We start from the raw sequence: 25783 nt of genomic DNA, 5'->3' as shown, positions 1-25783 counted from the left end.
CTCTCGGACACGCGCGGTCAGCGGCGGGCGATCAGCCGCTGGATGGCGATGAACACGAACAACAGGGCGCCGATCACGATCCGGGTCCACCAGGAGCTGAGCGTCCCGTCGAAGGTGATCAGGGTCTGGATGATGCCCAGCACCAGCACACCCAGCACGGTGCCGAGCACATAGCCGCTGCCGCCGGTGAGGATCGTGCCGCCGATGACCACGGCGGCGATGGCGTCCAACTCCATGCCCACCGCGCCCAGCGGATCGGCCGACAGCGTGTAGAACGCCATCAGCACGCCGCCCAACGCCGAGCACGCGCCGCTGATCGTGTAGACGGCGACCTTGGTCCTGGCCACCGTCAATCCCATCAGCAGGGCCGACCGCTCGCTGCCGCCGACGGCGTACACGGTGCGGCCGAACCGGGTGAAGTGCAGGACGTAGCCGGCGATCGCCACGACCACCACCGCGATCAGCACACTCGGCGACACGCGCAGCCCGGCGCCCAGCGGGATCGGCGTCTGCGCCATCGTGGTGAAGGTGTCGTCGGTGATCGAGATGGAGTCGGTGCTGATCGTGTAGCACAGGCCGCGGGCCAGGAACATGCCGGCCAGCGTCACGATGAACGGCTGGATCTCGAAGTGGTGGATCACCAGGCCCATCGCGCAGCCGAGCGCCGCGCCGAGCACGAGCACCGCCGGGATCACCAGGTAGGCCGGCCATCCCCGGTGCTGCAACAGATCGGCCGAGGCCATCGCCGACAGCGCGGCGACCGAGCCCACGGACAGGTCGATGCCGCCGGTGAGGATGACAAACGTCGCCCCGACCGCGACCACCAGCAGGAACGAGTGGTCGATGAACAGGTCCAGCACCACCTGGCCGGTCCCGAAGGCGGGATACCTCGCCGCGCCGAAGCCGTAGGCGCCCACCAGCACCGCCAGCGCGCCGAGCACCGGCAGGTACCGCCGCTGCGGGCGGTAGGAGCGAACCCGTGCGGACAGCGCGGTCATGACGACACCTCCACCGGTTCCGCCGGTGTCACCACGGATTCGGCTCGGCGTCGGCGTTTGACCAGCTTGGCCCGAAACGCCGGCGACTGCACCAGGCACACGACGGTGACCACGATCGCCTTGAACAGCAACGTCTCCTGCGAGGGAATGCCCAGCGCGTAGACGGTCGTGGTCAGCGTCTGGATGAGCAGCGCGCCGATCACCGTGCCGCCCAGGCAGAATCGGCCGCCGGTCAGCTTGGTGCCGCCGATCACCACGGCCAGGATGGCGTCCAGCTCGATCCACAGGCCGGCGTTGTTGCCGTCGGCCCCGGTGACGTTGGAGCTGATGATCAGGCCGGCGACGCCCGCGCACAGGCCGCTGAACACGTAGCAGAGCCAGATCAGCCGGCCCGAACGCAGCCCGGACAGCCGGCTGGCCTCGGGGTTGGCGCCGACCGACTCCAGCAGTATCCCGAGTGCGGACCGCCGCACCACCAGGGAAGTCAGAGCGTAGACCGCGATCGCGATCAGGAACGACAGCGGCAGGGCGAGCAGGTAGCCGCCGGCGATGGCCAGGAACGGTCCATTCTGGACGGTCACGATCTGGCCGCCGGTGATCAGCTGGGCCAGCCCGCGGCCGGCGACCATCAGGATCAGCGTCGCGACGATGGGCTGGATCTTCAGTCCGGCCACCAGCCAGCCGTTCCACGCGCCCAGCGCCAGGCACAGCCCGAGCGCCATGGCCACGGCGACCACCACGCCGGTGCTGCCCAGCTGCACGCACGCCACCGCGCCGCTGACCGCCACCACCGCGCCGACCGACAGGTCGATGCCCCGGGTGGCGACCACGAGCGTCATGCCGACCGCGATCAGGATCAGCGGCGAGCCGTTGCGCAGGATGTCGACGAGGTTGCCGTACAGGTGCCCGTCTCGGATCTCGACGGCGAAGAACCGGGGCGAGACGACAAGATTTCCGAGCAGCAGCGCCACCAGCGCGGCCGCCGGCCAGAACAGCCGGTGCCGGGTCATGGCCGGCCCCCGTCCGCGATAGTCGACATGATCTCCTCCGGGGTCAGCCCGTCGTTGGCCAGCTGGGCGACGACCCGCCGGTCCCGCAGCACGGCGACGTGATGGCTCAGCCGCAGCACCTCCTCCAGCTCGGCGGAGATGAACAGCACCGCCGTGCCGTCCTCGGACAGCTTCGCCACCAGCCGCTGGATCTCCGCCTTGGCCCCGATGTCGATGCCGCGGGTCGGCTCGTCCAGGATCAGCAGCCGGGGCTCGGTGGCCAGCCACCGGGCCAGCAACACCTTCTGCTGGTTGCCGCCGGACAGCGTGCCGACCACGGCCTCGGGGTCGGCCGGCCGGATGTCCAACGCCTCGACGTAGCCCAGCGCCAGCTCCAGCTGCCGTCGGCGCGAGAGCGGGCGGGTCCAGCCCCGGCCGGCCTGCACCGCGAGCGCGATGTTCTCCCGGATGGTCAGCTCGGCGATCAGGCCCTCGGTCTTGCGGTTCTCCGAGCAGAAACCGATGTGCTGGCGCATCGCCGCGCGCGGGGACCGCAGGTGCACCCGCTGCCCGTCGATGTCGAGCGTGCCGCCGTCGGCGTGGTCGGCCCCGAACAGCAGGCGGGCCAGCTCGGTGCGGCCGGAGCCGAGCAGGCCGGCCAGCCCGACCACCTCCCCCGGCCGGATGCTCATCGAGAACGGCTCGATGCCGCCGGCGCGGGCCAGCCCGTCCGCGGCCACCAGCACCGGCCGGTCCGGGCCGGGCCGGGACCGCTCGGACACCTCCAGCTCGTCCAGCGCGGCCAGCTCCTTGCCGATCATCCTGGTCACCAGCTCGACCGGCGTGATGTCCGCGGTCACGTACTCGCCGACCAGCTTTCCGTTGCGCAGCACGGTCATCCGGTCGGCGATGGCGAAGACCTGGTCGATGAAGTGGGAAACGAACAGGATGGCCATGCCGTCCGCGCGCAGCGCTCGCAGCACGCCCATCAGCTGCTCGACCTCCTTGGCGTCGAGGCTGGAGGTCGGCTCGTCGAGCACCAGCACCTGGGCCTGCACGTCCAGCGCCCGGGCGATGGCCACCATCTGCTGCACGGCGATCGACCGCGTGCCCAGCTCGGCCGACACATCGAGACGCAGGTCGAGCCGGGCCAACAGCTCCTCGGCCCGGGACCGCATCCGGGACCACTGGATCCGGCCGAACCGCCGCGGCTCGCGGCCGATGAAGATGTTCTCCGCCACCGACAGGTTCGGGCAGAGGTTCACCTCCTGGTAGACGGTGCTGATGCCGGCCCGCTGGGCCTGGCCCGGGCCGCCGAACGACACCGGCGACCCGGCCAGCTCGACGGCGCCCGCGTCCACGCCCTCGACCCCGGTCAGCACCTTGATCAGGGTCGACTTGCCGGCGCCGTTCTCGCCCATCAGGGCGTGCACCTCGCCGGGGAACAACCGGAAGTCGACGCCGTCGAGCGCGGTGACGCCGGGGAACCGCTTGCGGATGCCGGTCATCCGCAGGATCTCTCGGGACTGGTTCATCGCGGGGCCGCTCTCGGGGTCGTCAGTACTGGCGGCCGGGCAGCGCGGCCTGGGCGGCGGCCTGGTCGAACGCGGTCTCCTTGGTCAGGATCCGGTTCGGCACGCTCTGCCCGGCGGCGACCTTCTTGACCAGGTCCATCAGCTGCGGGCCGAGCAGCGGGTTGCACTCGACGACGTAGTTGAACTTGCCGTCGGCCAGCGCCTGCAGGCCGTCGTGGGTGCCGTCCACCGTGACGATCTTGATGTCCTTGCCGGGGGTGAGGCCGGCGGCCTGGATAGCGTCCAGCGCGCCGAGGCCCATGTCGTCGTTCTGCGCGAACAGCACGTCAATCTTGCTCTGCGACTTCAGGAAGGACTCCATGACCTGCTTGCCCTGGGCCCGGGTGAAGTCGCCGTCCTGGGAGGCCACGACCTTGAACTTCGGGTCGGTCTTGATCACGTCGTCGAAGCCCTTGGACCGGTCGTTGGCCGGGGCCGAGCCGGTGGTGCCCTCCAGCACGGCGATGTTCACGGGACCGGTGGCCGAGGCGTACTGCTTGGCCACCCAGTCGCCGGCCTCCTTGCCCTCGTTGACGAAGTCCGAGCCGAGGAAGCTCTTGTACAGCGTGGTGTCGGTGGAGTCGATGGCGCGGTCGGTGAGGATCACCGGGATGTTCGCGGTCCTCGCCTCCTTGAGCACGGTGTCCCAGCCGGTCTCCACCACCGGCGAGAAGGCGATCACGCTGACGTGCTGCTGGATGTAGGAGCGGATGGCCTGGATCTGGTTGGCCTGCTTCTGCTGGGCGTCGGAGAACTTCAGCGTGATGCCGGCGGCCTTGGCCGAATCCTGGATGGACTTGGTGTTGGCCGTGCGCCAGCCGCTCTCCGCGCCCACCTGGGCGAAGCCCAAGGTGATGGCGCCGCTGCCGCCGGCGGCCGCGCCGCCGCCACAGCCGGTGAGCATGGTCAGGCCGAGCGCGCCGGCCACGAGTAACGCCACTCTGGTACGCACCACGTTCACTCCTCGATCAGCGTTGATCATTGTTAGCGCTAACAGTCGGGACGGGAAGGGCTGCCGTGCGGGACGGACGACGGGGATGGCTGGCGGGCTGGGGCCGAGGGCAGGGCGGGCCGAGAGCTGGACGGGATGGGCGGGCTGGGGGCTGGGCGGGATGGGGGTTGAGCGGGATGGGGGTTGAGCGGGATGGGGGTTGAGCGGGATGGGGGGTTGAGCGGGATGGAGGTTGAGCGGGATGGAGGTTGAGCGGGATGGGGGGCTGGGAGACTGAGCGGGATGGGCGGGGCGACGGGGTCCGGGTCGCCCCGCCCCGTTATCGGGGGCCGGTGCTCTCGCGCACGACCAACTCCGGTGTGATCAGACGGCGTCCGGGGCCGTCCTCGTCGCGCAGGCGCGACTCCAGCAACTCGAACGCCTGCCGGCCGACCTCGATGAAGTCCTGGCGGACCGTGGTCAGCGGCGGGCTGAAATACGCCGCCTCGGGCACATCGTCGAAGCCGACCACGTGCACGTCGCCCGGCACCGCGCTGCCGCCTTCGGCGAACGCGCGCAGCATGCCCAGCGCCATCTGGTCGTTCGCCACGAACACCGCCGTCACACCACCCCTGCCCACCAGGATCCGCCCGGCGTCGTAGCCCGAGCGCGGACTCCAGTCACCCCGCAACACCGGCGGCGCCTTGATGCCGTGCGCCGCCAGCGTCTCGCGCCAACCCTGTTCACGGGCCTGCGCCTCCAGCCAGTCCGACGGGCCGGCCACATGCCAGACCATCTTGTGCCCCAGCGCAAGCAGGTGCTCCGTGGCCCGCCGAGCCCCGTCGTACTGGTCCACCGCGACCACCGGAACCGGGGCGGACTCGGCCGCGCCGACCGCGACCAGCGGCACGTCGCGCGGCGTGAACTCCAGCGCCTGGCCGGCGGACACGTGCGGGGCGATCACCAGGATGCCTTCCACCGCCTGGCGACGGAGGTTCTCCACAGCGTCCGAAATGGACTGACGCTGCGGCCGGCTGACGCTGGAGATGGTGATCGCGTAGCCGGCCTCGCGGGCGGCGTGCTCGATGCCGTAGAGCATGCTGGCCGGCCCGTACAGCGTGGAGTCGAGTGCCACCACGCCAAGGGTTTCCGACTTGCCGGTGGCCAGCGTGCGGGCGGCGGAGTTGGGCCGGTAGTCCAGCTCCCGGATCGCGGCCTCCACCCGGGCCCTGGTCTCCGGCCGGACCGGGCCGGTGCCGTTGATCACCCGCGACACCGTCATGTGCGACACGCCGGCCACCTCGGCCACGTCCGTCAGACTCGCCTGGCGGACGGCCGGCGGGCCCGCGGCCTTGCGGCCGCCGTCGGTCGGAGACGTCCGTGCCACCGGCGTCAGCTCCTTGTCATCCGCGGTTCACCACTGCCCGTCGAGGTGCACAGTGTTAGCGGTAACAGAAAGCCAGTCAAGACCGGAAGGTAACGGTTCGATGGCGACGACCATCGACGTAACGAGTCGGCAACAAAGGCCGCCTCGACGGTTGCCCTCGTCTCGACCTGGCAATACGTTGCCGGCCAACATGTGTCGGCGACCACAGTCACCGCGTTGGCCGCCGTGGAAGTTGATCCTTCTTTATCGACGCCACCTCGGGAGACGATTGTGCGCAGACCCCGCGCCACCGCCTTGCTGTTAGCGCTAACACTGCCGGTGGTCGGCCTGCCCGGCCCGTGGTCGGCGTCGGCGGCCGACGCGCCCGGCGTGTCGCTCACCGCCGACGTCAGCAGGACGACCACCAGCGTGAACCGGACCCAGTTCGGCGACATCGTCGAGGACATCAACCACTCCGTCGAAGGCGGCCTGGGCGCGAACATGGTGCGCAACAGCACCATGAAGGAGAACGGCATCGCGAGCTGGTCGGCCGTCACCGCCGGCGGCGGCGCCGGCGCCGTCGCCCTGGACACCACCCAGCCGCTCAACTCCGCGAACGGCAACTCGCTCAGGTTGTCCATCACGGCCAACGCCCACGGCCAACGGGTCGGCGTCGCCAACAACGGTTTCTACGGCGTCGGCGTCGCCCCGTCGACCAAGTACACCGCGACCTTCTTCGCCAAGTCGGACGGCACATTCCACGGCGGCCTGACGGTCGACCTGGAGAGCACCACCGGCGCCGTGCACGCCAAGGCCACGGTCCCGGCCGTCAGCTCGACGTGGACGAAGTACAGCGTCACCATGGCCACCGACCGGAACACCCCGGTCTCCACGGCCAATCGCCTCGTCATCGCGGCCGACGGCGTCGGGGCCGGCTCCTCGCTGTACTTCGACGTCGTCACCTGCCAGCCGCCGACCTACCACGGCACCGGCCTGCGCACGGACCTGATGGACAAGCTGGCCGCCACCAGGCCCGGCTTCTTCCGCGTGCCCGGCGGCAACTACCTCGAGGGCAACACCCTGTCGACCTACTTCGACTGGAAGAAGACGGTCGGCCCGATCGAGAACCGGCCCGGCCATCAGAACGACGCCTGGGGCTACTGGTCGACCGACCAGGTGGGTCTCAAGGGCTACCTCGACCTGGCCGAGCAGACCGGGGCCCAACCGCTGCTGGCCGTGTTCGCCGGCTACACGCTCGACCACACCGTTGTCCCCCAAGGACAACTGGCCCCGTACGTGCAGGACGCGCTCGACGAGATCCAGTACGCCATCGGCGCCACCAACACCAAGTGGGGCGCGCAGCGCGCCGCCGACGGGCATCCCGCGCCGTACGACGTGCACTACGTGGAGATCGGCAACGAGGACTGGTTCGACGGCAGCGGCAGCTACAGCAGCTACCGGTTCCCGATGTTCCACGACGCCATCAAGGCCGCCTACCCGCAGCTGCAACTGGTGGCGTCGGCCTCGGTGACCAGCCGGCCGGTGGACGTGATCGACGACCACTACTACAGCGACGACACCTCGTACTTCACCAACGCCGCCCACTACTACGACGGCACTTCCCGCAACGGCCCCAAGCACCTGGTCGGCGAGTACGCCACCACCAACGGCACCAGGGCCAACCCGACCGGCACGCTGGCCGGCGCGATCAGCGAGGCCGGCTTCATGACCGGCATGGTCCGCAACGCCGATGTCGTGATCGGCGCCTCCTACGCGCCCGCGCTGTCCGACGTGAGCGACTTCCAGTGGCCCACCAACGAGATCGCGTTCGACGCCGCCACCTCGTACGGCTCACCGTCGTACTGGGTGCAGCACATCTTCGGCGCCAACACCGGCGACTACGTCGTCCAGTCCTCGCTCGCCGGGGCCGCCGCCGGCGTGAACTCCGTGGTCACCAGGACGAAGTCCGGCACCGTCTACGTCACCGTCGCCAACCCGACCGACTCCCCCGTCACCAGCCAGGTCGTGCTCAACGGCACCACCCGGATCCGGCCCACCGGCACAGCGACCGTGCTCACCGGCGATCCCAACTCCCGCAACACCATCACCGCCCCGAACACCATCGCGCCGACCACCTCGACCTTCGCCGCCTCGAGTTCCTTCAGCTACACCTTCCCGGCGAACTCCGTGGTGGCGCTGAAGGTTGACACCACCGCGCCCATCTCGCCGGTCCTGAACCTCGACCGCGGCCTGTCGCTGCACGTGACCACCCCCGGCGCGACGGACCGGTCGGTGGCCGTGGTCGACGGCGTCGGCGGCACGAACGTCGTGACCGCGTCGTCTCCGGACGCCGACAAGCTCAACGCCACCTTCCTGCTGCGTCCGGGCCTGGCCGGCACTGGCTGCTATTCCCTGGAATCGCGGGCCAACCCCGGCCAGTACCTGCGCCACCAAGGCGACCGGATCCAGCTGGCCGCGTCGGACGGGAGCCAGCCGTTCGCCCGCTCGGCCACGTTCTGCGCCACCGTCGGCAACAGCGGGATCGGCGTGTCCTTCCGCTCGTACGACGCGCCGGACCGGTTCCTGAGCTACCACAACGGTGATCTGCTCCTGGCCTGCGACGACAGCAGCTTCACCATCGGGGAGCCGTGGTGGCGCAGCGACATCTCGGTGCCACTGGGCCGTTCCTCCTGGCAGGCCGACACCGGCGACTTCCTGCGGCACCAAAACTATGTCGCCAAGACCTCGCCCATCACCGCCGGCAACTCCGCCACCGACCTCCAGGACGCCACCTTCGCCCTGGTGCCGGGCCTGGCCGATGACTCCTGCTACTCCTTCGAGGCCGTGAACTTCCCCGGCTACTACCTGCGGCACGCCAACTTCCAGGTGGTGCTCAACCAGAACGACAAGTCCGCGCTGTTCGCCGACGACGCCACGTTCTGCGCCACCACCGGCCACAACGGCAAGGGCATCTCCTGGCAGGCCTACGCCTACGAGGACCACTACCTGCGGCAGTACGCCGGCAACGTCTACATCGGCGCGGAGGGCGGGCCCCGGGTCGGCGACACGGCGTCCGGCTGGGCCGACGACACCAGCTGGTCGCGCACCGCACCTTGGGCCGCCTGACCGGTGTCATGAGCCGGGCGCCGGTGGCATGCCCCAACTCCCCCATGCCACCGGCGCCCATCCGGTCTCAGCCAATGTTCCTTGCCACATAAGGACTGCGGAACACGCCGTTGGGATCAAGCCTGGCCCGCAGCTCACGAAACTCCGACAGCATCGGGTAATTCCCCTGGTGGTGGAAGAGCTTGCCCCAGTGGGCCCGCACGCCGAACGGGGCCAGCCGCTCCTCGATCGCCGGCAGCAGCGCCTCGACCTCGTCCTGCCATGGCCGCCAGGTGAAGTGCAACGCCACGCGATCACCGCCCTGGGCCGGGCTCAGCCACAGGTCGTCGCCGGCGATCGTGCGGATCTCCGAGCACAGCGCCAGCGGCGCGATGCGGTGGCCGAGGCTCCGAAGAGCCTCGAACGCCGCGGTGGCATGCCGGTAAGGCACGAAGTACTCCGACTGGAGCTCGTCGCCGGCGCTCGGGGTGAAGCCGAGCCGGAAGTGCGGCAGCCGCTCATGCCACGGACCCGGGACACCCAACTGCTCGGTGCAGTTCTCTGCGGACATGCCTGCCGCGTGGACGGGATGCCGGGGCCCGTCGGCCGGCCGCGCGCCGAAAAGGTCCGGGTCCGGCTCGTCGACACTCTTCAGCCACACCTGGTCGACGGTGTCGTTGGCCCAGTTGGTGAACACGCTGACGCTGTAGGCGGTGTCCTGAAGGTCGTCGAAATGATCGAACAGCGCCGGCCACGGCAGCTGTTCGAAGACGGTCTGCCGCAGGTCGAAGCTCGGCACGAGGCCCAGCGTCAGCCGTGTGACGATGCCCAGCGCGCCGACGTTCACCACCAGGCCGGCGAAGTCCTTGTCACCATGGGCGAAACTGCGTAGGTCGCCATCGGCGGTGACGAGCTCGAGCGCCGTCACCGCCGACGCGAGCCCCCGGTTCCGGCGGCCGGACCCGTGAGTGCCGGTCGCGACGCTGCCGGCGACCGTGCAGTGCGGCAGCGACGCGAGGTTCGGCAGCCCGAATCCCCTGGCGTGCAGGAAGGACGCGAGCTCGCCGTACCGGGTGGCGCCGCTCACCGTCACCGTGTTGGCCGTCGAATCGAGGTCGATCGACGGCTCCAGGTCGGAGATGTCGATCTGCACGCCGCCGTCGAAGTCGGCGATGTCGTTGAAGCAGTGCCTGGTTCCCAACGCCTTGACCCGCGGCTCCGCCGCCACCACCTTGCGCAGCTCCTCGAGCGTGCGCGGGCGCAGCACCTGGTCCGCCGCGTAGACGTGGTTGCCCGACCAGTTCGACTCCAGCCTCGGCATCACCGGCCTGGCACCGCCTTCCCCTGCTGTTCCCCCACCGCTGAGCCGAAAGTATGTCAGCGGCGGACCAGCCACAAGTCGGCGCGCTCAGGATCCCCAGCCCCAGGCCACCCGCTGGGCGCCGCTGGCGTTGGCGACCCCGCAGGGTCGGGCCGGCGGCGCTGCCCGGCAACGCGATGGGCGGCCAGCCAGTTGGCCGCGACGTCGCGCCACTCCTGGCTGCTGCAGCCGAACGGCCCGTTCATCGGTTCGAAGTACACCGGTCCGTCGGGGTCAGAGGGACGCCAACCAGCGGAGGACGGCGTCGGCCGTGTGTGAGGCGTGTTCGCCGACCATGGAGAAGTGGTCGCCGGGGACGACGACCTCGGTGTGGGCGTGGGGCCAGTGGTCGCGCCATTCCTCGGCTGGCAGGGGATCCGTGCCGTCGGGTCCCGCCGGTGCCTGCTCCGGCCTGATCACGAGGGTGGGCGTCGAGGTGGCGGGCAGCAGGGAACGGCGGTAAAGCGTGAGGTACGCGGCGGAGGCGGTGATCTTGTCGTGGGTGTAGCTCTCGGGCCGGGTCGAGAGGCGGTTCTGATGGCCGAGAGCGGCGGCGAGGCGGGGCGAGATGTCCGGGGAAGAGTAGGTGTCCAGCAGCACGACGCCGGCCGGGCGCGGGCCGGTGCGGTCGAGGTGGGCGGCGACGGACTGGGCCAGCGCCCCGCCGGCGGAGTAGCCGACCAGGACGAACGGCCGGCCCGCGGCACAGCGGAGCGCCGCGTCGGCGAGGACCTGGACGAGCAGGTCCCACGACGCGGCCAGCGGGTCGGAACTGTCGTAGCCGGGCGGCAGGACCGCCCACAGCTCGTGGTTGTCCTGGAACCTGGTGGCCAGGGCGGTGAAATCCAGCAGCGGCTCCCAGGACACGAAGGTCGGGAAGCAGATCACCGTCGGCGCGGCCGGGCCCTTGGCCAGCACGACGGCCTCCGGCCGGCCGTCGGACGCGGTGTGAAAGCGGTCCCGCAGGGCGGCGGCGGAGTTCGCGAAGGTCTCCGCCTGGTCGGTGAGACCGAGGTCGATCATCCGTCGGTACATGTCGGCGAACGTCCGCATGGCCGGATCGTTCGCGGGCACAGGCTCGCGAACGTCCAATCGGGACATCAGATACCGGGCAAGCAGTTGGGGCGTCTCGTGATCGAACACGACGGTCGCGGGCAGCCGCAGTCCGGTCGCGGCGCTCAACCGGTTGCGCAGATCCACCGAGGTCAGCGAGTCGAACCCGGCGTCACGGAAGGGACGTGACGGATCCAGGACGTCGGTGGTGTCCAGGACCGCGGCGGCTTCCCGACACACCAAGGCGGCCACCTTGTGCTCGTCGTTCAGTTCGACCACCGGGTTCGCGGCGGCCCGCCGCACCGGACCGGCGAGCTGACGCAGCATCGGCGCCACTGCGTCCTCGCTCGCTCGCGCACGCAAGGTTGTCACGTCGAGATCCAGTGGCACGACAACGGGTTTCGGGAGGCTGACGGCCGCGTCGAACAGTCGCAGGCCGCGGGCCGGCGGCAGCGGAACGAGCCCGGACCGGGCCATCCGACCGGCGTCGGCGGTCGTCAGGCGGTCGGCCATTCCGCCGGCCCACGGGCCCCAGGCCAGCGATACGGCGTGCTGCCCGGCCGCGCGCCGACGGGTCGCGACCGCGTCCAGGAACGCGTTCGCCGCCGCGTAGTTGCCCTGTCCGGTCCCGCCGAGCACGCCGGCCACGGAGGAGAAGAGCACGAACGCGGCCAGCCCACTGTCCCGGGTCAACTCGTCGAGATGCACAGCGGCGTCCACTTTGGACCGAAAGACCGTGTCGATCCGACTGGCGTCCAACGATTCGAGCGGGCTGTCCGCGAGCGCACCGGCGGCATGCACGACCGCGGTCAACGGCGCGTCCTCGGGCACGGTCGCCAGCAGCTCCCGAACCTGATCCCGGTCGGCGAGATCACAGGCGACGACACCGACCCGAGCGCCGGCGGCCCGCAACCGCTCGCACAGTTCGTCGGCGCCTTCGGCTGCCGGCCCGCTTCGCGAGGCCAGGAGCACGCTGCGGATCCCGTGCGTCACAACCAGATGCTCGGCGAGCAGCGCCCCGAGCGCCCCGGTGCCGCCGGTGATGAGAACTGTGCCGCCCCAGGCCACGGGCGGGCCGGCCGGGACCGTCTTGCCGGCCAGCCGTGGCGCCAGAACCTGGCCGTTCCGCACGATGAGTTGCGGTTCGTCCGGCACCACAACCGGCCCCGGCCTGTCCTGGTCCACCAGCAGAATCCGACCGGGGTGCTCGGTCTGTGCGACGCGGACCAGACCCCACACCGCCGCGGCCACCGGTTCGATGACCGCGTCCCGAGTGGTGACCAGCAGCCGCGTGTCGGCCCAGCCCGAATCGGCGAGAAAGTCCTGCAACACCAGGAGTGCTTCGCCGACAACGGCCCGTGCCCGCTCGGGCTCCGGCTCTCCGGTCGGGCCGGGATCGACGCGGAACTCGACGTACGGACCGCCGGGGCGAACAGACCCCAGCCCGGCGACGTCCGTGATCACCGGCGCGGACACCGGGCTGCCCGTGGACACCGGCGTCCAGTCCACTTCGAACAGTGACTCCGTCTTCGACAACTGCTCGTCCATCGGCCGGCTGACCAAGGATTCCACCGTTGCCACGGCCGTCCCGGCCGGGTCGAAGACCGCCACCTGGATCCCGTTGTCGACGCGGCCGATCCGCACCCGCACCGTCGTCGCCCCGGTCGCGTGGACCCGCACCCCTGACCACGCGAAGGGCAGCGCGAGACTCTCCGAATCGGCCAGCAGCAGGGCCGAGTGCACCGAGGCATCGAGCAGTGCGGGATGGATCGCGAAGCCGGCGGCATCGGCCGTGTCGGGGAGCGCCACCTCGGCGAACAGATCATCGCCCCGTCGCCACGCCGCCCGCAGACCCCGGAACGTCGGCCCGTAGTCGTAGCCCCGCGCGGCGAGCCGCTCGTAGAAGCCTTCCACGTCAAGGGATTGGGCCCCGATCGGCGGCCACTGCTCAGCCGGGGCGACCGTGTCGCCGACCGCGGTGAGCATACCGCTCGCATGACGGGTCCAGGCGTCGTCCTGGGCCCGTGAGTAGATCGCGACGGGCCGGCGGCCGGATTCCTCCACCCCGACAACCACCTGGACCGTGAGGTCGGTGGATCCGGGAATCGGCAACCCGTTCTCGATGACGAGTTCGTCCAGGACCGGCAGGCCCACCCGGTCGCCGCCCTGAATCGCCAGTTCGACCAGTGCCGAGCCGGGAAGCAGCATCGTGCCCGCCATCATGTGGTCGGCCAGCCACGGCAACGCCGCCTGCGAAAGGCGTCCGGTCAGCACCACACCCCCGGACTCGGGGTTCTCCACGATCGCGGCCAGCACGGGATGCCGCGCCGGCGCCAGGCCCAGCGAGGCCACGGTCCCGCCCGGCCGCAGCCAGTAGCGACGACGCTCGAAGACCGAAGTCGGCACCGGGGCCAGCTTCCCGGCCGGAAGCACCGCGCCCCAGTCGACCTCGCCCCCGCGCTCGAAGACCGTGCCGACGGCCGTCAGCGCGGTGGTCACCTCGGGCTGGCCGGCACGGGTCAGGGCGACCGCCGGCAGGTCGTCGATGAACGAGGACAGCACGCCATCGGGGCCGAGTTCGAGCACCGCCGACAACGACGATCGCCGCATGGCCCGCACCGCGTCGGCGAACCGGACCGGTTGCCGGATCTGGCTGACCCAGTGCTCGGCGCGCGGCGAATCCACCGGCTCGCCGGTCATGGTGGACACCAGTGGCAGTTCGGCCGGCCGATAGGTGACCTGCTGGGCAGCCGACCGGAATTCGGCCAGCATCGGTTCCATCAGCTCGGAGTGGAAGGCATGGCTGACGGTCAGCGACCGCGTCCGATATCCCTGCTGGGCCAACTCGGCCGCGACCGCCGTCACCGCCTCTCGGCGTCCCGAAAGGACAGTCGAGTTAGGACCGTTGACCGCCGCTATGTCTACTCGGCCGGCCGCGACATCGACCACGTGGCGCTCGTCGGCGGTGACCGCGACCATCGCCCCGCCATCGGGCAGGGCCTGCATCAGCCGGCCTCGGGCCGCGACCAGATGAGCGGCGTCGGCCAACGTCAGGACGCCGGCCACGTGGGCGGCGCTCAGCTCGCCGATCGAGTGGCCGGCGACGACGGCGGGTCGCACGCCCCACGACTCCACCAGCCGGAACGTGGCCACCTCAAGCGCGAACAGGCTCGCTTGAGCGTAGACCGTCTGGTGCAGCGACGATGCATGAGTCTCGTCGAAGACGACGTCCCGCACCGGAAACTCCACATGCCCGGCCAGGCATCGATCCAGCTCCGCGCAGGCGGCGTCGAATGCCGATGCGAACACCGGAAACGCTTCGTACAGTTGCCTGCCCATGCCCGGCCGCTGCGCCCCCTGGCCGGTGAAGACGACCCCGACGCCGCCCGTGCCGGCCGGACGGCCTCCGGCCACGCCGCGCAGGCCGGCGACCGCCGAGGTCACACCGTCGGCGATAACAACGGCGCGGTGCTCCCGCACGGCACGCGTCGCCAATGACCGGCCCACGGCGGCGAGGTCGGTGTTGTCGTCCAGCACCTCGGCCAATCCTGCCGCCTGCCGGACCAGTGCGTCGGCGGAGCGGGCCGACACCACCAGCGGCACCGGACCTTCGACCGGATTGTCGTTGCCGGCCAACGGTGTCACGTGCTGTTCCAGGATTACGTGGGCGTTGGTGCCGGAGATCCCGAAAGCCGAGACCCCGGCCCGGCGGGCGCGACCGGTGTGCGGCCAGGATTCCGGCTCGGTCAGCAGTCGCACCGATCCCGCCGACCAATCGACCTTGTCCGACGGAGAGTCCACGTGCAGCGTCCTCGGCGCCACGCCGTGCCGCATGGCCAGCACGACCTTGATCACCCCGGCCACGCCGGCGGCGGCCTGGGTGTGCCCGATGTTCGACTTCACCGACCCCAGCAGCAGCGGCCGCTCGCGCCCCTGCCCGTAGGTCGCCAGCAACGCCTCGGCCTCGATCGGATCGCCCAGCGTCGTCCCGGTTCCGTGCGCCTCGACAGCGTCCACATCGGACGGTTCCAACCCGGCATTGGCCAAGGCCCGACGAATCACGCTCTGCTGGGCCAAGCCGTTCGGCGCGGTCAACCCGTTCGACGCGCCGTCCTGGTTCACCGCCGAACCCCGCACCACCGCCAAGATCTCCCGGCCGTCCCGAACCGCGTCGGACAACCGTTGCAGCACAAGAACACCGACCCCCTCGGCCCAACCAGTCCCGTCGGCCGACTGCGCGAACGACTTGCACCGGCCGTCAGCCGACAAACCCCGCTGCCGCGAGAACTCCACGAAGACGTCCGGCGTCGCCATCACCGCAGCTCCACCGACCAGAGCCATCGAGCACTCGCCCGACCGCAACGCCTGCGCCGCCAAGTGCATGGCCACCAAGGACGACGAGCACGCGGTGTCCACCGTCACCGCGGGCCCTTGCAGGTTCAGCACATACGACAACCGTCCGGACAGGACACTCGGCGAAGTGCCGGTCAGCAGATAGCCACTGGCTTGCGCGTCAGTGTCCTGCCCGTAGACGAGCTTGGTCGCGCCGACGAAGACGCCGACCTCGCGGCCGCGCAGCGCGGCCGGATCCAGCCCGGCCCGTTCGAGCGCTTCCCACGAGGTCTCCAGCAACAGGCGCTGCTGCGGATCCATCGCCAGCGCCTCACGCGGCGAGATCCCGAAGAATCCCGCGTCGAAACCCGCCACGTCGTCGAGGAATCCGCCGTGCCGGGTGTAGGTCGCGCCCGCCCCCAGGTCCCAGCCCCGATCGGCGGGGAAGCCGGAGATCGCGTCCCGCCCCTCGACCAGCAGGTCCCAGAACTGCTCCGGCGTCGACACCCCGCCCGGCAGCCGCAGCCCCATGCCGACGATCACGATCGGGTCGGCGTCCACCGGGGTGTGCACCTCCGGCTTCACGACCGCAGAGCTCTGACCGGTAAGCGAATCCTGTAGGAACTCCGCCAGGGCCGACGCGGTCGGGTGGTCGAACACCAGCGTCACCGGCAGCCGCAGGCCGGTCGCCGCCCGCAGCCGGTTGCGCAGCTCGACCGCCATCAACGAGTCGACCCCGAGATCGCGGAACTTCCGGGCCGGGTCGACGTCCTCACCGCCGGACAGGCCCAGCACGACGGCGGCCTCGGTGCGGACCAGGTCGGCCAAGTCCGGGAGGTCGGCGCGAGTCCCGGCGGCGGGTGAACCGGCAGTGCGGCGCACCCGGCCGGCCAGCTCCTGGAAAACAGCGGGCAACGTCCCGGCCCGGGCCTGGGACCGCAGCACACCGACGTCCAGGATCGCGGGTACCACCATCGACCGGTCGGCCCCCACGGCCGTGTCGAGCAGCCGCATCCCGTGCTCGGCATCGATCTGGCCGAGGCCCGACCGGGCCATCCGGCGAATGTCCGATTCGGACAGATGAGCGGTCATTCCGCTTGGCGGGGCCCAAAATCCCCACGCCAACGACACCGCCGGATGCCCGGCGGACCGACGGTTGGCGGCCAGCGCGTCGGCGAAAGCGTTCGCGGCGGCGTAGTTGGCCTGCCCCGTGCCGCCCAGCACACCCGCGACGGCCGAGAACACCACGAACGCCGCCAGATCCAGATCACGGGTCAACTCGTCCAGATGCACCAGGGCATCCGCCTTGGGGCGGAACACCGCGTCGAGCCGATCCGCGTCCAGCGCGGTGAACACGGCGTCGTCGAGCACCCCGGCCGTGTGCACCACGGCCCGCAACGGCGCGTCATCTGGCATGGCGGACAACAGCATCCGGACTTGATCACGTTCGGCGACATCGCACGCCACCACCTCCACCCGGACACCCAGCGCGCGAAGGTCCGCGCACAGTTCGGCCGCGCCGACAGCGTCCATGCCCTGCCGGGAGGCCAACACCATGCTGCGGACACCATGGCCGGCCGCCAGGTGACGGGCCACCAGGGCGCCGAGGGTTCCGGTGCCGCCGGTGATCAACACAGTGCCGTCCGGGTCCCACGGCTGAGCCGGCGGCTGCTCCGGGACGCGCACCAGCCTGGGCACGAGGACCTCGCCGTGCCGCACCGCGATCTGCCACTCGCCGGCCGCGGCGGCGGCATCCAGCACCGACAGCCCGTCAATGCCGTCGGCGAGCATGATCCGGTCCGGGTGTTCGGCCTGCGCGGTCCGGACCAGACCCCACACCGCGGCCGCCACCGGATCGACCTCGGCCACGCCGTCGGTCGAGACGGCGCGTTCGGTGGTCACCACCAGCCGGGACGACTCCAGCTCCGGGTCGGCCAGGAAATCCTGGACGCCCCGGAGCACCTCGGCCACGACCTCCCGCACCGGGCGCGATCCGGTTTCGACCCGCATCACCTTCCAGGGCAACGGGTCCGTGGTCGCGTCAGCGGAGAAGGGCTTCCAGTGCACGCCGAACAGGGCGTCATCGGGCCGGGAGGCCGCCCGCAGGTCGGCCGGCTTGGTGACCAGCGACCGAAGGGTCAGCACCGGCGTGCCGTGCATGTCGGTCAACGCCACGGAGACACCGTTGTCCACCAACCGGACTCGTGCCCGCATTGATGTAGCCGCGTCGGCATGGACGGCAACTTTGTTCCAGGCGAACGGAAGTCGCAGCTCGTCGCCCGCGTTCGGCAGCAACGACGACACGTGCAGGGCCGCGTCCAGCATGGCCGGATGGACGGCGAACCCGGCCGCGACGGCGGGCTCGGGGAGAACGACCTCGGCGAACACCTCCTGGTCGCCCAGCCAGGCCTGGGTCACCCCCTGGAACACCGGGCCGTACTCGTAGCCACCGTCGGCCAGGTCCTCGTAGAAGCGCCCCAGATCCACCGGTCGCACCCCGGCGGGCGGCCAGTCCGGCAGGGGCATGCCTTCGGCGGCGTCCGAGGTCAGCGCGCCCACGGCGTGCCGGGTCCACGTCGACTGCTCGCCCTTGAGCCGCGCGTGCACCTCAACCGGACGCCGACCCGAATCGTCGACCGCGCCGACCGCCACCTGGACCAGCAGCGTCTCGGATTCCGGCACGACCAGGGGCGTCTCCAGCACCAGTTCCTCGACCACGGGGAGCCCGACCAGACCGCCGCCTTGAAGAGCCAGCTCCACCAGCGCCGCGCCCGGCACGAGCGTGAGGCCGGACACCACATGGTCGGCCAACCAGGGCTGTGCCGCCCTGGACAGCAGCCCGGTCAGCACCACCCCGCCGGTCTGCGGGCTCTCCACCACGGCGGTCACGATCGGATGGTCGAGCGCGACCTGGCCCAGCGCATCGGCGTCCCGCCCGCCGGGGCCGGCCGCCAGCCAGTAGTTCCGGTGATCGAAAACCGTGGTCGGGATCGGCGCCAGCGGACCCGGCGGCACCAGCGCGTTCCAGTCGACGGGCACGCCCTGCTCGAACAGGTCGCCGGCCGAGCGGAGGAACCTGGCCCGGCCGCCCTCGTCGCGACGCAGCGTGCCGCCGACCACCGGCAGGTCCTCGACGGCGGTGGTCAGCACCGGATGGGAACTGCACTCCAGGAAGACCTCGAAACGCTGTTCGGCCAACGCGTGCACGGCGTCAGCGAAACCGACCCGCTGCCGGAGATTGCGGTACCAGTATTCGGCGTTCACGTGGTCGGACACCCACCGACCGTCCACAGTGGAGTACCATGGCACGGTTCCCGGCGCAGAGGTGATCTCACCCAAGGCGCGCAGCAGCTCGACGCGAACGTCCTCGACCTGGGCCGAATGGGAGGCATAGTCCACCGGAATCATCCGGACCGGCACGTCCTGCCCACGGTAGAACTCTTCCATGTCACGGAGAATCCGTGGGTCGCCCGCGAACACCGTGGCCGACGGCCCGTTCACGGCCGCTATCTCCGCACCGCCGAAGCCGTCGAGGTCGGTCAGGGCCCGCTGCTCGCCGATCCCCACCGACAGCATGCCGCCGCGCCCGGCGAGCCGGTCGGCGATCACCCGGGCGCGCACGGCGACGATCTTCGCCGCGTCCGGGAGGGACAGCACGCCGGCGACACAGGCGGCGGCGATCTCGCCCTGGGAATGCCCCAGCACCGCGTCCGGAACGACGCCGCACGACCGCCACAACGCGGCCAGCGAGACCATCACCGCGAACGACACCGGCTGGATCACGTCGACCCGGTCCCATGCGTTCCCGGCGTTGAACACCACGTCCGACAGCGACCAGTCCACCCACGGCGCCAAGGCGAGCTCGCATTCGGCCATCCGCTCCGCGAACACCGGCTCGGACTCCCACAGTTCCCGGCCCATGCCGACCCATTGCGCGCCCTGCCCGGGAAACACCAGCACCGTCTTGCCCTCGGCCACCGTGTCGGGCCGCACACGGGTGATCGCGCGCAGGCCGGTCACCGCGGCTTCGGAGCTGTCGGCGACGACCACCGCGCGCTGCTCCCACACTGCCCGCGCCGACACCAGCGACCTCGCCACCCCGGCCAGGTCCGCACCAGCCGCGAGCGCATCCGCCAGCTGCGAAGCCTGGGCGACAAGGGAATCGACCGACCGGGCCGACACCACCAGCGGCACGGCGGCCGGCGGGCCGGCGACCGGTTCCTCGGACCTGGTTCCCTGTTCCAGGATCAGGTGGGCGTTCGTGCCGGACATGCCGAACGCCGACACGCCGGCGCGGCGCGGACGGCCGTTCGCCGGCCACTCCGCCGGCTCGGTCAGCAGCGTGATCGAACCGGAACTCCAGTCCACCCGGTCCGACGGCTGGTCGACATGCAGCGTCATGGGCAGCACACCCTGTCGCATCGCCAGCACCATCTTGATCACGCCGATGACGCCGGCGGCCGCCTGGGTGTGGCCGGTGTTGGACTTCACCGACCCCAGCAGCAGCGGCCGTTCCCGCCCCTGGCCATAGGTCGCCATCAACGCCTGGGCCTCGATCGGATCACCCAGCGTCGTCCCGGTTCCGTGTGCCTCGACGGCGTCCACATCGGACGGACCCAGCCCCGCGTTCGCCAATGCCCGCCTGATCACGCTCTGCTGGGCCGGGCCGTTCGGCGCGGTCAGGCCGTTCGAGGCGCCGTCCTGGTTGACCGCCGACCCCCGCACCACGGCCAGGATCTCCCGGCCGTCCCGAACGGCGTCGGACATTCGTTGCAGGACAACAACACCGATCCCCTCGGCCCAACCGGTGCCGTCGGCTGACCGCGCGAACGACTTGCACCGGCCGTCAGCCGACAAACCCCGCTGCCGCGAGAACTCCACGAAGACGTCGGGCGTGGCCATCACGGTTGCGCCGCCGGCCAGCGCCATCGAGCACTCACCCGATCGCAATGCCTGCGCCGCCAAGTGCATCGCGACGAGGGACGACGAGCACGCGGTGTCCACCGTCACCGCAGGTCCCTGGACACCTAGTGTGTAGGACACTCGGCCGGACAACACGCTCGACGAGGTGCCGGTCAGGAAGTAACCGTCCGCCGACTCGGCCGCGCCGTAGGCCTGCGTCGCGGCGCCGGCGTAGACGCCGACATCCTTGCCCCGAAGCGAAGCCGGGTCGATACCCGCGCGTTCCAGGGCCTCCCAGGAGGTCTCCAGCAACAGCCGCTGCTGCGGATCCATCGCCAGCGCCTCACGCGGCGAGATCCCGAAGAAGTTCGCGTCGAAATCCCCGGCGCCGTCCAGGAATCCCCCGTAGCGGGTGAAGGACCAGTCGGGGTCGCGCAGCCGGTCGAGGTCCCAGCCCCGGTCGGTCGGGAACTCCGAGATCACGTCGCGCCCCGCGGCCAACAGGTCCCAGTACTGCTCCGGCGTGGTCACCCCGCCGGGCAGCCGCACACCCATCCCCACGATGACAACGGGGTCGTCGTCGACCACGGCACTCGGCGCGGGCGCGGCGGCGGCGATCGTGCCGAGCAGCTCCGTTCGGAGGAACTCGGCCAGGGCCGCCGGGTCCGGGTGGTCGAACACCAGGGTCATGGCCAGCGGGATTCCCGTCACCGCCCGCAGCTTGTTCCGCAGCTCCACGGCCGTCAACGAGTCGAAACCGCTGTCGCGGAACTTCCGAGTTCGCGACACCTGAGCGCCGAGCAGCGCGGCGGCTTCGGTCCGGACGAGGTCGACCAGCAGCTCCAGCTGTCGCGGCGGTTCCAGCTCGGCCAGCCGGGCACGCAGGGTCGCCGTCACGTCCTGGTCGCCGGTGACGGCGAGAGCCTGGCGCGCCTGCGGGATTCCGCGCAACAGCGGGCTGGGCCGGTTCGCCGTGAAGATCGGCGCGAATCGGGCCCAGTCCATCTCCGCCACGACGGCGTTGACCGGGTTCTCCCGCACCACATCTCGCAGGGCCCGCAACGCCAGGTCCGGCCGCATGGACAGCACCGCCCGCCGGGACAGCTCGTCCTCCGCGCCGGCGGCCATGCCGGTGTCCGCCCACGCACCCCACGCGACGGCCTGCGCCGCCCTGCCCCGGGCCCGGCGGGCGTGGGCCAGGGCGTCCAGGAAGGCATTGGCGGCCGCGTAAGCGCCTTGGCCGGCGGAGCCCCAGACCCCGGCAACGGACGAGTACATCAGGAACGCGTCCAGCGGCCGGTCGCCGAGCAGCTCGTCGAGGATCGCCGCGCCGGTTGCCTTGGCCGACAACACTTCCGCGAACTGCTCGGCGGTGTAGTCGGCCACCGGGATCGCGCCGCCCGCGACCCCGGCCGCGTGGACGACGGCATCCGGCGGGTACTGCTCGATCACCCGGGCCAGCCCGTCGCGGTCGCCCAGGTCGCAGGCGAGCACCGAGACCCGGACGCCACCGGCCGACAGTTCTTCCGCCAGCTCCGCGGCATCCGGCGCGGCCGGCCCACGCCGGCTGACCAGCACCAGGTGTTCGACGTCCTCGGTGGCCAGCCAGCGGGCGACCCGTGCGCCCAACGCCCCCGTGCCGCCGGTGACCAGGACCGTGCCACGGGGCACCCAGGCTCCCTGCTCGGGAACGGAGCGCTGGACCGGCGTCAACCGGCGGCCGAACACGCCGGTCGGTCGGAGCGCGACCTGATCCTCCGCGCCGGCCAGGACCGACACCAACCGCTCGTCCCAGGCGTCCGACAGGTCGACGAGACCTCCCCACCGCTCAGGATGTTCCAGGGCCGCCACCCGGCCGAGCCCCCACACCTGCGCGGCGGCCGGATCGCCGATCGGGTCCGACGGGCCGGTGGACACCGCACCCCGCGTCACGCACCACAGCCGTCCCGCGCCACCGGCTAGCACGGCCTGCACCGCCGGTAGCATCTGCCCGATGTCGCCGGAAACACAGAGCACCCCGTCGAACCGCGCCGGAGCTGGCTCCAGGGCGAGGTGGGCATCGGCCAGGGAAGTCGTGGCCAGGTCCAGACCGTGGCGGGTCAGTCCGGCCAGCAGCTCGGCTTCGTCGGCGCCGTCAGGCAACAGCACCAGCCAGCGGCCGATGGCCTTCCCCTTGGGGGCCAAGCGTTCCCACGTGACTTCGTGCCGCCACGACCGGAGGTCGGGTTCGGCGCCGTCGGTCAACCAGTAGTGCCGATGCTCGAAGACGGAGGTCGGTACCGGGACCAGCGGCCCGGCCGGCAGCACGGCGGTCCAGTCGACCCGGGCGCCCCGCGTGAAGACGGTCGCCAGCGCGGCCATGGCACTGTCCACTTCGGACCGGTCGCGCCGGGTCAGCGCGGCCGCCGGCAGTGTGTCGGCGATCATGCCGGTCAGCACGCCGTCCGGGCCGAGTTCCAGCACCGCGGCCGGCGACCGGCCGGCCATGGTGGTGGCGGCATCGGCGAACCGAACCGTGGCGCGAACCTGACGCACCCAGTAGTCGGCGTCCATCACGTCGATGAAGGCGCCGGTCACGGTGGACACGACGGGAATCGCCGGCGCGTGATAGGTGAGTTTCCCGGCGATGGCCCGGAACTGCGCCAGCATCGGCTCCATCAACGCCGAGTGGAAGGCGTGGCTCACCCGCAGCGGCTTGGTCTTGTGTCCCTGGCCGGACAGTTCGGCCGCGACTTCGGCGACGGACTGGCTCGCGCCGGAGATCACCACGGCCTGCGGCCCGTTCACCGCCGCGATGTCGACCCGGCCGGCCGCGACCGCGGCGACGTGGCTCTCGTCGGCGGTGACCGCGACCATCGCCCCGCCGGCGGGCAGGGCCTGCATCAACCGTCCCCGGGCGGCCACCAGCTGCGCCGCGTCGGGCAGGGACAGCACACCGGCGACGTGGGCCGCGCTGAGCTCGCCGATCGAATGCCCGGCCAGCACTGCCGGCAGCAGGCCCCAGGACTCCACCAGCCGGAACATCGCCACTTCCAGCGCGAACAAGCCGGCCTGGGTGTAGCCGGTCCGGTCCAGCAAGGCGCTGTGGGCCTGGTCGAACACCACATCCCGCACCGGGACCGGCTCGGACAGGGCCCGATCGAGCTCGGCGCACACCGCGTCGAACGCCTCGGCGAACACCGGATACCGGTCGTGCAGTTCGCGCCCCATGCCGGACCGCTGCGCGCCTTGACCGGTGAAAACGACTCCCAGCGCGGAACTCGCCGCCTCGTCGGACTGCTGCGCGGTGATCGCCCGAAGTCCTGACACGGCCGAGGCGACATCCCCGGCGGGCACCACCGCGCGGTGTTCCCACACCGCCCGGGTGGCGGCCAGCGAACGCGCCACCGCGCCCAGATCGGCCTCTGCGTCGAGGAAATCGGCCAGCCGAGCCGCCTGCGCCGCGAGTGCCGACGCGGTCCGCGCCGACACGACCAACGGAACGGGGCCAGCCTCCACCTTTTCGTCCACAATGGACTCTGCTGTCGGCGGCTGCTCCACGATCACATGGGCGTTGGTGCCGGAGATGCCGAACGACGAAATGCCGGCGCGACGCGGACGGTCGTTGTCCGGCCACGGCGTCCGCTCGGTCAACAGCCGCACCGACCCGGCCGACCAATCGACCTTGCCCGACGGCGTGTCCACGTGCAGGGTCCTGGGCAGCACACCGTGCCGGATCGCCAGCACCATCTTTATCACGCCCGCCACGCCGGCGGCGGCCTGGGTGTGGCCGATGTTGGACTTCACCGACCCGAGCAGCAGCGGCCGGTCCCGGTCCTGGCCGTAGGTCGCCAGCAACGCGTGGGCCTCGATGGGATCACCCAAAGTCGTTCCGGTCCCGTGCGCCTCCACAGCGTCCACATCGGACGGTTGCAGGCCGGCATTCCCGAGCGCCTGACGGATGACCGCCTGCTGGGCCGGGCCGTTCGGCGCGGTCAGGCCGTTGGACGCCCCGTCCTGGTTCACCGCCGAACCCTTCAGCACGGCGAGGATTTCCCGTCCCTCGGCCCGCGCGTCGGACAGCCGTTGCAGGACCAGGACACCGGCCCCCTCGCCCCAGCCGGTGCCGTCCGCGGCCTCGGCGAAGGACTTGCAACGCCCGTCCGCCGACAGCCCACGCACCCGCGAGAACTCGACGTAGGTCGCCGGAGTGGCCATCACCGTGACCCCGCCGGCCAGTGCCATCGAACACTCGCCCGACCGCAAGGCTTGCGCGGCAAGGTGAATCGTCACCAGCGACGAGGAACAAGCCGTGTCCACGGTCACCGCCGGCCCCTGCGCACCGAGCACATAGGACACCCGGCCGGACAACACGCTCGGCGACACCCCGGTGAGCAGATAGCCCTCAGCGTCCGAAGAGGTCAGCCCATAGGCCTGGGACGATCCGCCGGCGAACACCCCGACATCGCGTCCGCGCAGGGAAGTGGGATCGACCCCCGCACGTTCCAGGGCCTCCCAGGAGATCTCCAGCAACAGCCGCTGCTGCGGATCCATCGCCAACGCCTCACGCGGCGAGATCCCGAAGAACCCGGCGTCGAAAAGCCCGGCGTCATGCAGGAAACCGCCGTGCCGCGTGTAGGTCTTGCCGGGCTTGTCCGGATCGGGGTCGTACAGTCCGTCGAGGTCCCAGCCGCGGTCGGTGGGAAACTCCGAGACCGCGTCCCGCCCGTGCGACAGCAGATCCCAGTAGGCCTCGGGCGTGGCCACTCCACCCGGCAGCCGCAGTCCCATCCCGACGATCGCGATCGGCTCGGTGAGCCGACCGGCGAGCCGGGCGTTGTCCCGCGCCAGCCGCTCGCTCTTCAGCGTCAGCGCCCGCAGCGCCTCGACCAGCCGCGAGTCGGGGGTGGTGCTCATCAGGCTCCCTCGGTCAAGGCTCGCCGGACGAGCTCTTCCACATCCATCTCGGCGATCAGCTCGCTGAGGTCGTCCGCCGGCTCCTCGGGCTCGGGCCGGCCGAACAGCTCCACTCGCAGGTGCGCGGCCAGGGCCTGCGGGGTCGGGTGGTCGAAGACCACCGTCGCGGGGAGCCGCACGCCGGTGAGCGAGGTCAACCGGTTGCGGAGCTCCGTCGACATCAGGGAGTCGAAGCCCTCGTCCCGGAACGCCCGCGTCGCGCTTGCGTATCCTCCGT

General features: G+C 71.0%; 9 protein-coding genes (1 of these 9 only partly in view). 1 reads left to right on the top strand and 8 read right to left on the bottom strand.

What is annotated here, in order from left to right; all coding sequences use genetic code 11:
- Window positions 1–17 precede the first annotated feature (17 nt).
- From yjfF to ACIG5F_RS19895, 5 genes are all read right to left on the bottom strand, one after another.
- Window positions 18–998 (bottom strand): galactofuranose ABC transporter, permease protein YjfF, encoded by a 981-nt coding sequence (yjfF, locus tag ACIG5F_RS19915; RefSeq protein ID WP_396519379.1) that lies wholly within the window; start codon window positions 996–998, stop codon window positions 18–20.
- Complete coding sequence (locus ACIG5F_RS19910; protein WP_396519377.1) at window positions 995–2008, bottom strand: ABC transporter permease; 1014 nt, start codon at window positions 2006–2008, stop codon at window positions 995–997. The genes yjfF and ACIG5F_RS19910 overlap by 4 nt, the downstream gene beginning before the upstream one ends.
- Complete coding sequence (locus ACIG5F_RS19905) at window positions 2005–3522, bottom strand: sugar ABC transporter ATP-binding protein (protein WP_396519375.1); 1518 nt, start codon at window positions 3520–3522, stop codon at window positions 2005–2007. Before ACIG5F_RS19905 ends, ACIG5F_RS19910 begins: the two co-directional genes overlap by 4 nt.
- 22 nt (window positions 3523–3544) lie before the next feature.
- Window positions 3545–4543 (bottom strand): ABC transporter substrate-binding protein, encoded by a 999-nt coding sequence (locus tag ACIG5F_RS19900; protein ID WP_396519373.1) that lies wholly within the window; start codon window positions 4541–4543, stop codon window positions 3545–3547.
- Window positions 4544–4832: 289 nt separating this feature from the next.
- Window positions 4833–5879 (bottom strand): LacI family DNA-binding transcriptional regulator, encoded by a 1047-nt coding sequence (locus ACIG5F_RS19895; protein ID WP_396519371.1) that lies wholly within the window; start codon window positions 5877–5879, stop codon window positions 4833–4835.
- A 270-nt stretch (window positions 5880–6149) separates the two neighbouring features.
- Here ACIG5F_RS19895 and ACIG5F_RS19890 point away from each other — a divergent pair, with 270 nt between their 5' ends.
- Complete coding sequence (locus tag ACIG5F_RS19890; RefSeq protein WP_396519369.1) at window positions 6150–8984, top strand: AbfB domain-containing protein; 2835 nt, start codon at window positions 6150–6152, stop codon at window positions 8982–8984.
- 67 nt (window positions 8985–9051) lie between these two features.
- On the opposite strand, the gene ACIG5F_RS19885 is transcribed toward ACIG5F_RS19890, so the two are convergent.
- The 3 genes from ACIG5F_RS19885 to ACIG5F_RS19875 form a co-directional block, all read right to left on the bottom strand.
- Window positions 9052–10284: an FAD-binding protein gene (locus tag ACIG5F_RS19885; RefSeq protein WP_396519368.1), complete on the bottom strand. Its 1233-nt coding sequence runs from the start codon at window positions 10282–10284 to the stop codon at window positions 9052–9054.
- Between the two features lie 273 nt (window positions 10285–10557).
- Window positions 10558–25506 carry an SDR family NAD(P)-dependent oxidoreductase gene (locus ACIG5F_RS19880; RefSeq protein ID WP_396519366.1) on the bottom strand — a complete coding sequence of 4983 codons (14949 nt, stop codon included), beginning with the start codon at window positions 25504–25506 and terminating at the stop codon, window positions 10558–10560.
- Window positions 25506–25783, bottom strand: partial view of an SDR family NAD(P)-dependent oxidoreductase gene (locus ACIG5F_RS19875; RefSeq protein ID WP_396519364.1) — the final stretch only. 26272 nt of this gene lie beyond the right edge of the window; 278 of the gene's 26550 nt are visible here — the last part of the coding sequence; its start codon lies beyond the right edge, outside the window — the gene reads right to left on this strand; it ends in the stop codon at window positions 25506–25508. The genes ACIG5F_RS19880 and ACIG5F_RS19875 overlap by 1 nt, the downstream gene beginning before the upstream one ends.

Source organism: Kutzneria sp. NPDC052558 (genome assembly GCF_044547355.1).
In the GTDB taxonomy this organism is placed as follows: domain Bacteria; phylum Actinomycetota; class Actinomycetes; order Mycobacteriales; family Pseudonocardiaceae; genus Kutzneria.
The sequence above is the reverse complement of the archived record's forward strand: the minus strand, read 5'-3'. Positions and strand labels throughout refer to the sequence as shown.

Excerpts from the sequence above, each read along its gene's own strand:
- yjfF (WP_396519379.1), bottom strand. The coding sequence starts at position 998 with ATGACCGCGCTGTCCGCACGGGTTCGCTCCTACCGCCCGCAGCGGCGG.
- ACIG5F_RS19905 (WP_396519375.1), bottom strand. The coding sequence starts at position 3,522 with ATGAACCAGTCCCGAGAGATCCTGCGGATGACCGGCATCCGCAAGCGG.
- ACIG5F_RS19880 (WP_396519366.1), bottom strand. The coding sequence starts at position 25,506 with ATGAGCACCACCCCCGACTCGCGGCTGGTCGAGGCGCTGCGGGCGCTG.
- ACIG5F_RS19910 (WP_396519377.1), bottom strand. The coding sequence starts at position 2,008 with ATGACCCGGCACCGGCTGTTCTGGCCGGCGGCCGCGCTGGTGGCGCTG.
- ACIG5F_RS19885 (WP_396519368.1), bottom strand. The coding sequence starts at position 10,284 with ATGCCGAGGCTGGAGTCGAACTGGTCGGGCAACCACGTCTACGCGGCG.
- ACIG5F_RS19900 (WP_396519373.1), bottom strand. The coding sequence starts at position 4,543 with ATGATCAACGCTGATCGAGGAGTGAACGTGGTGCGTACCAGAGTGGCG.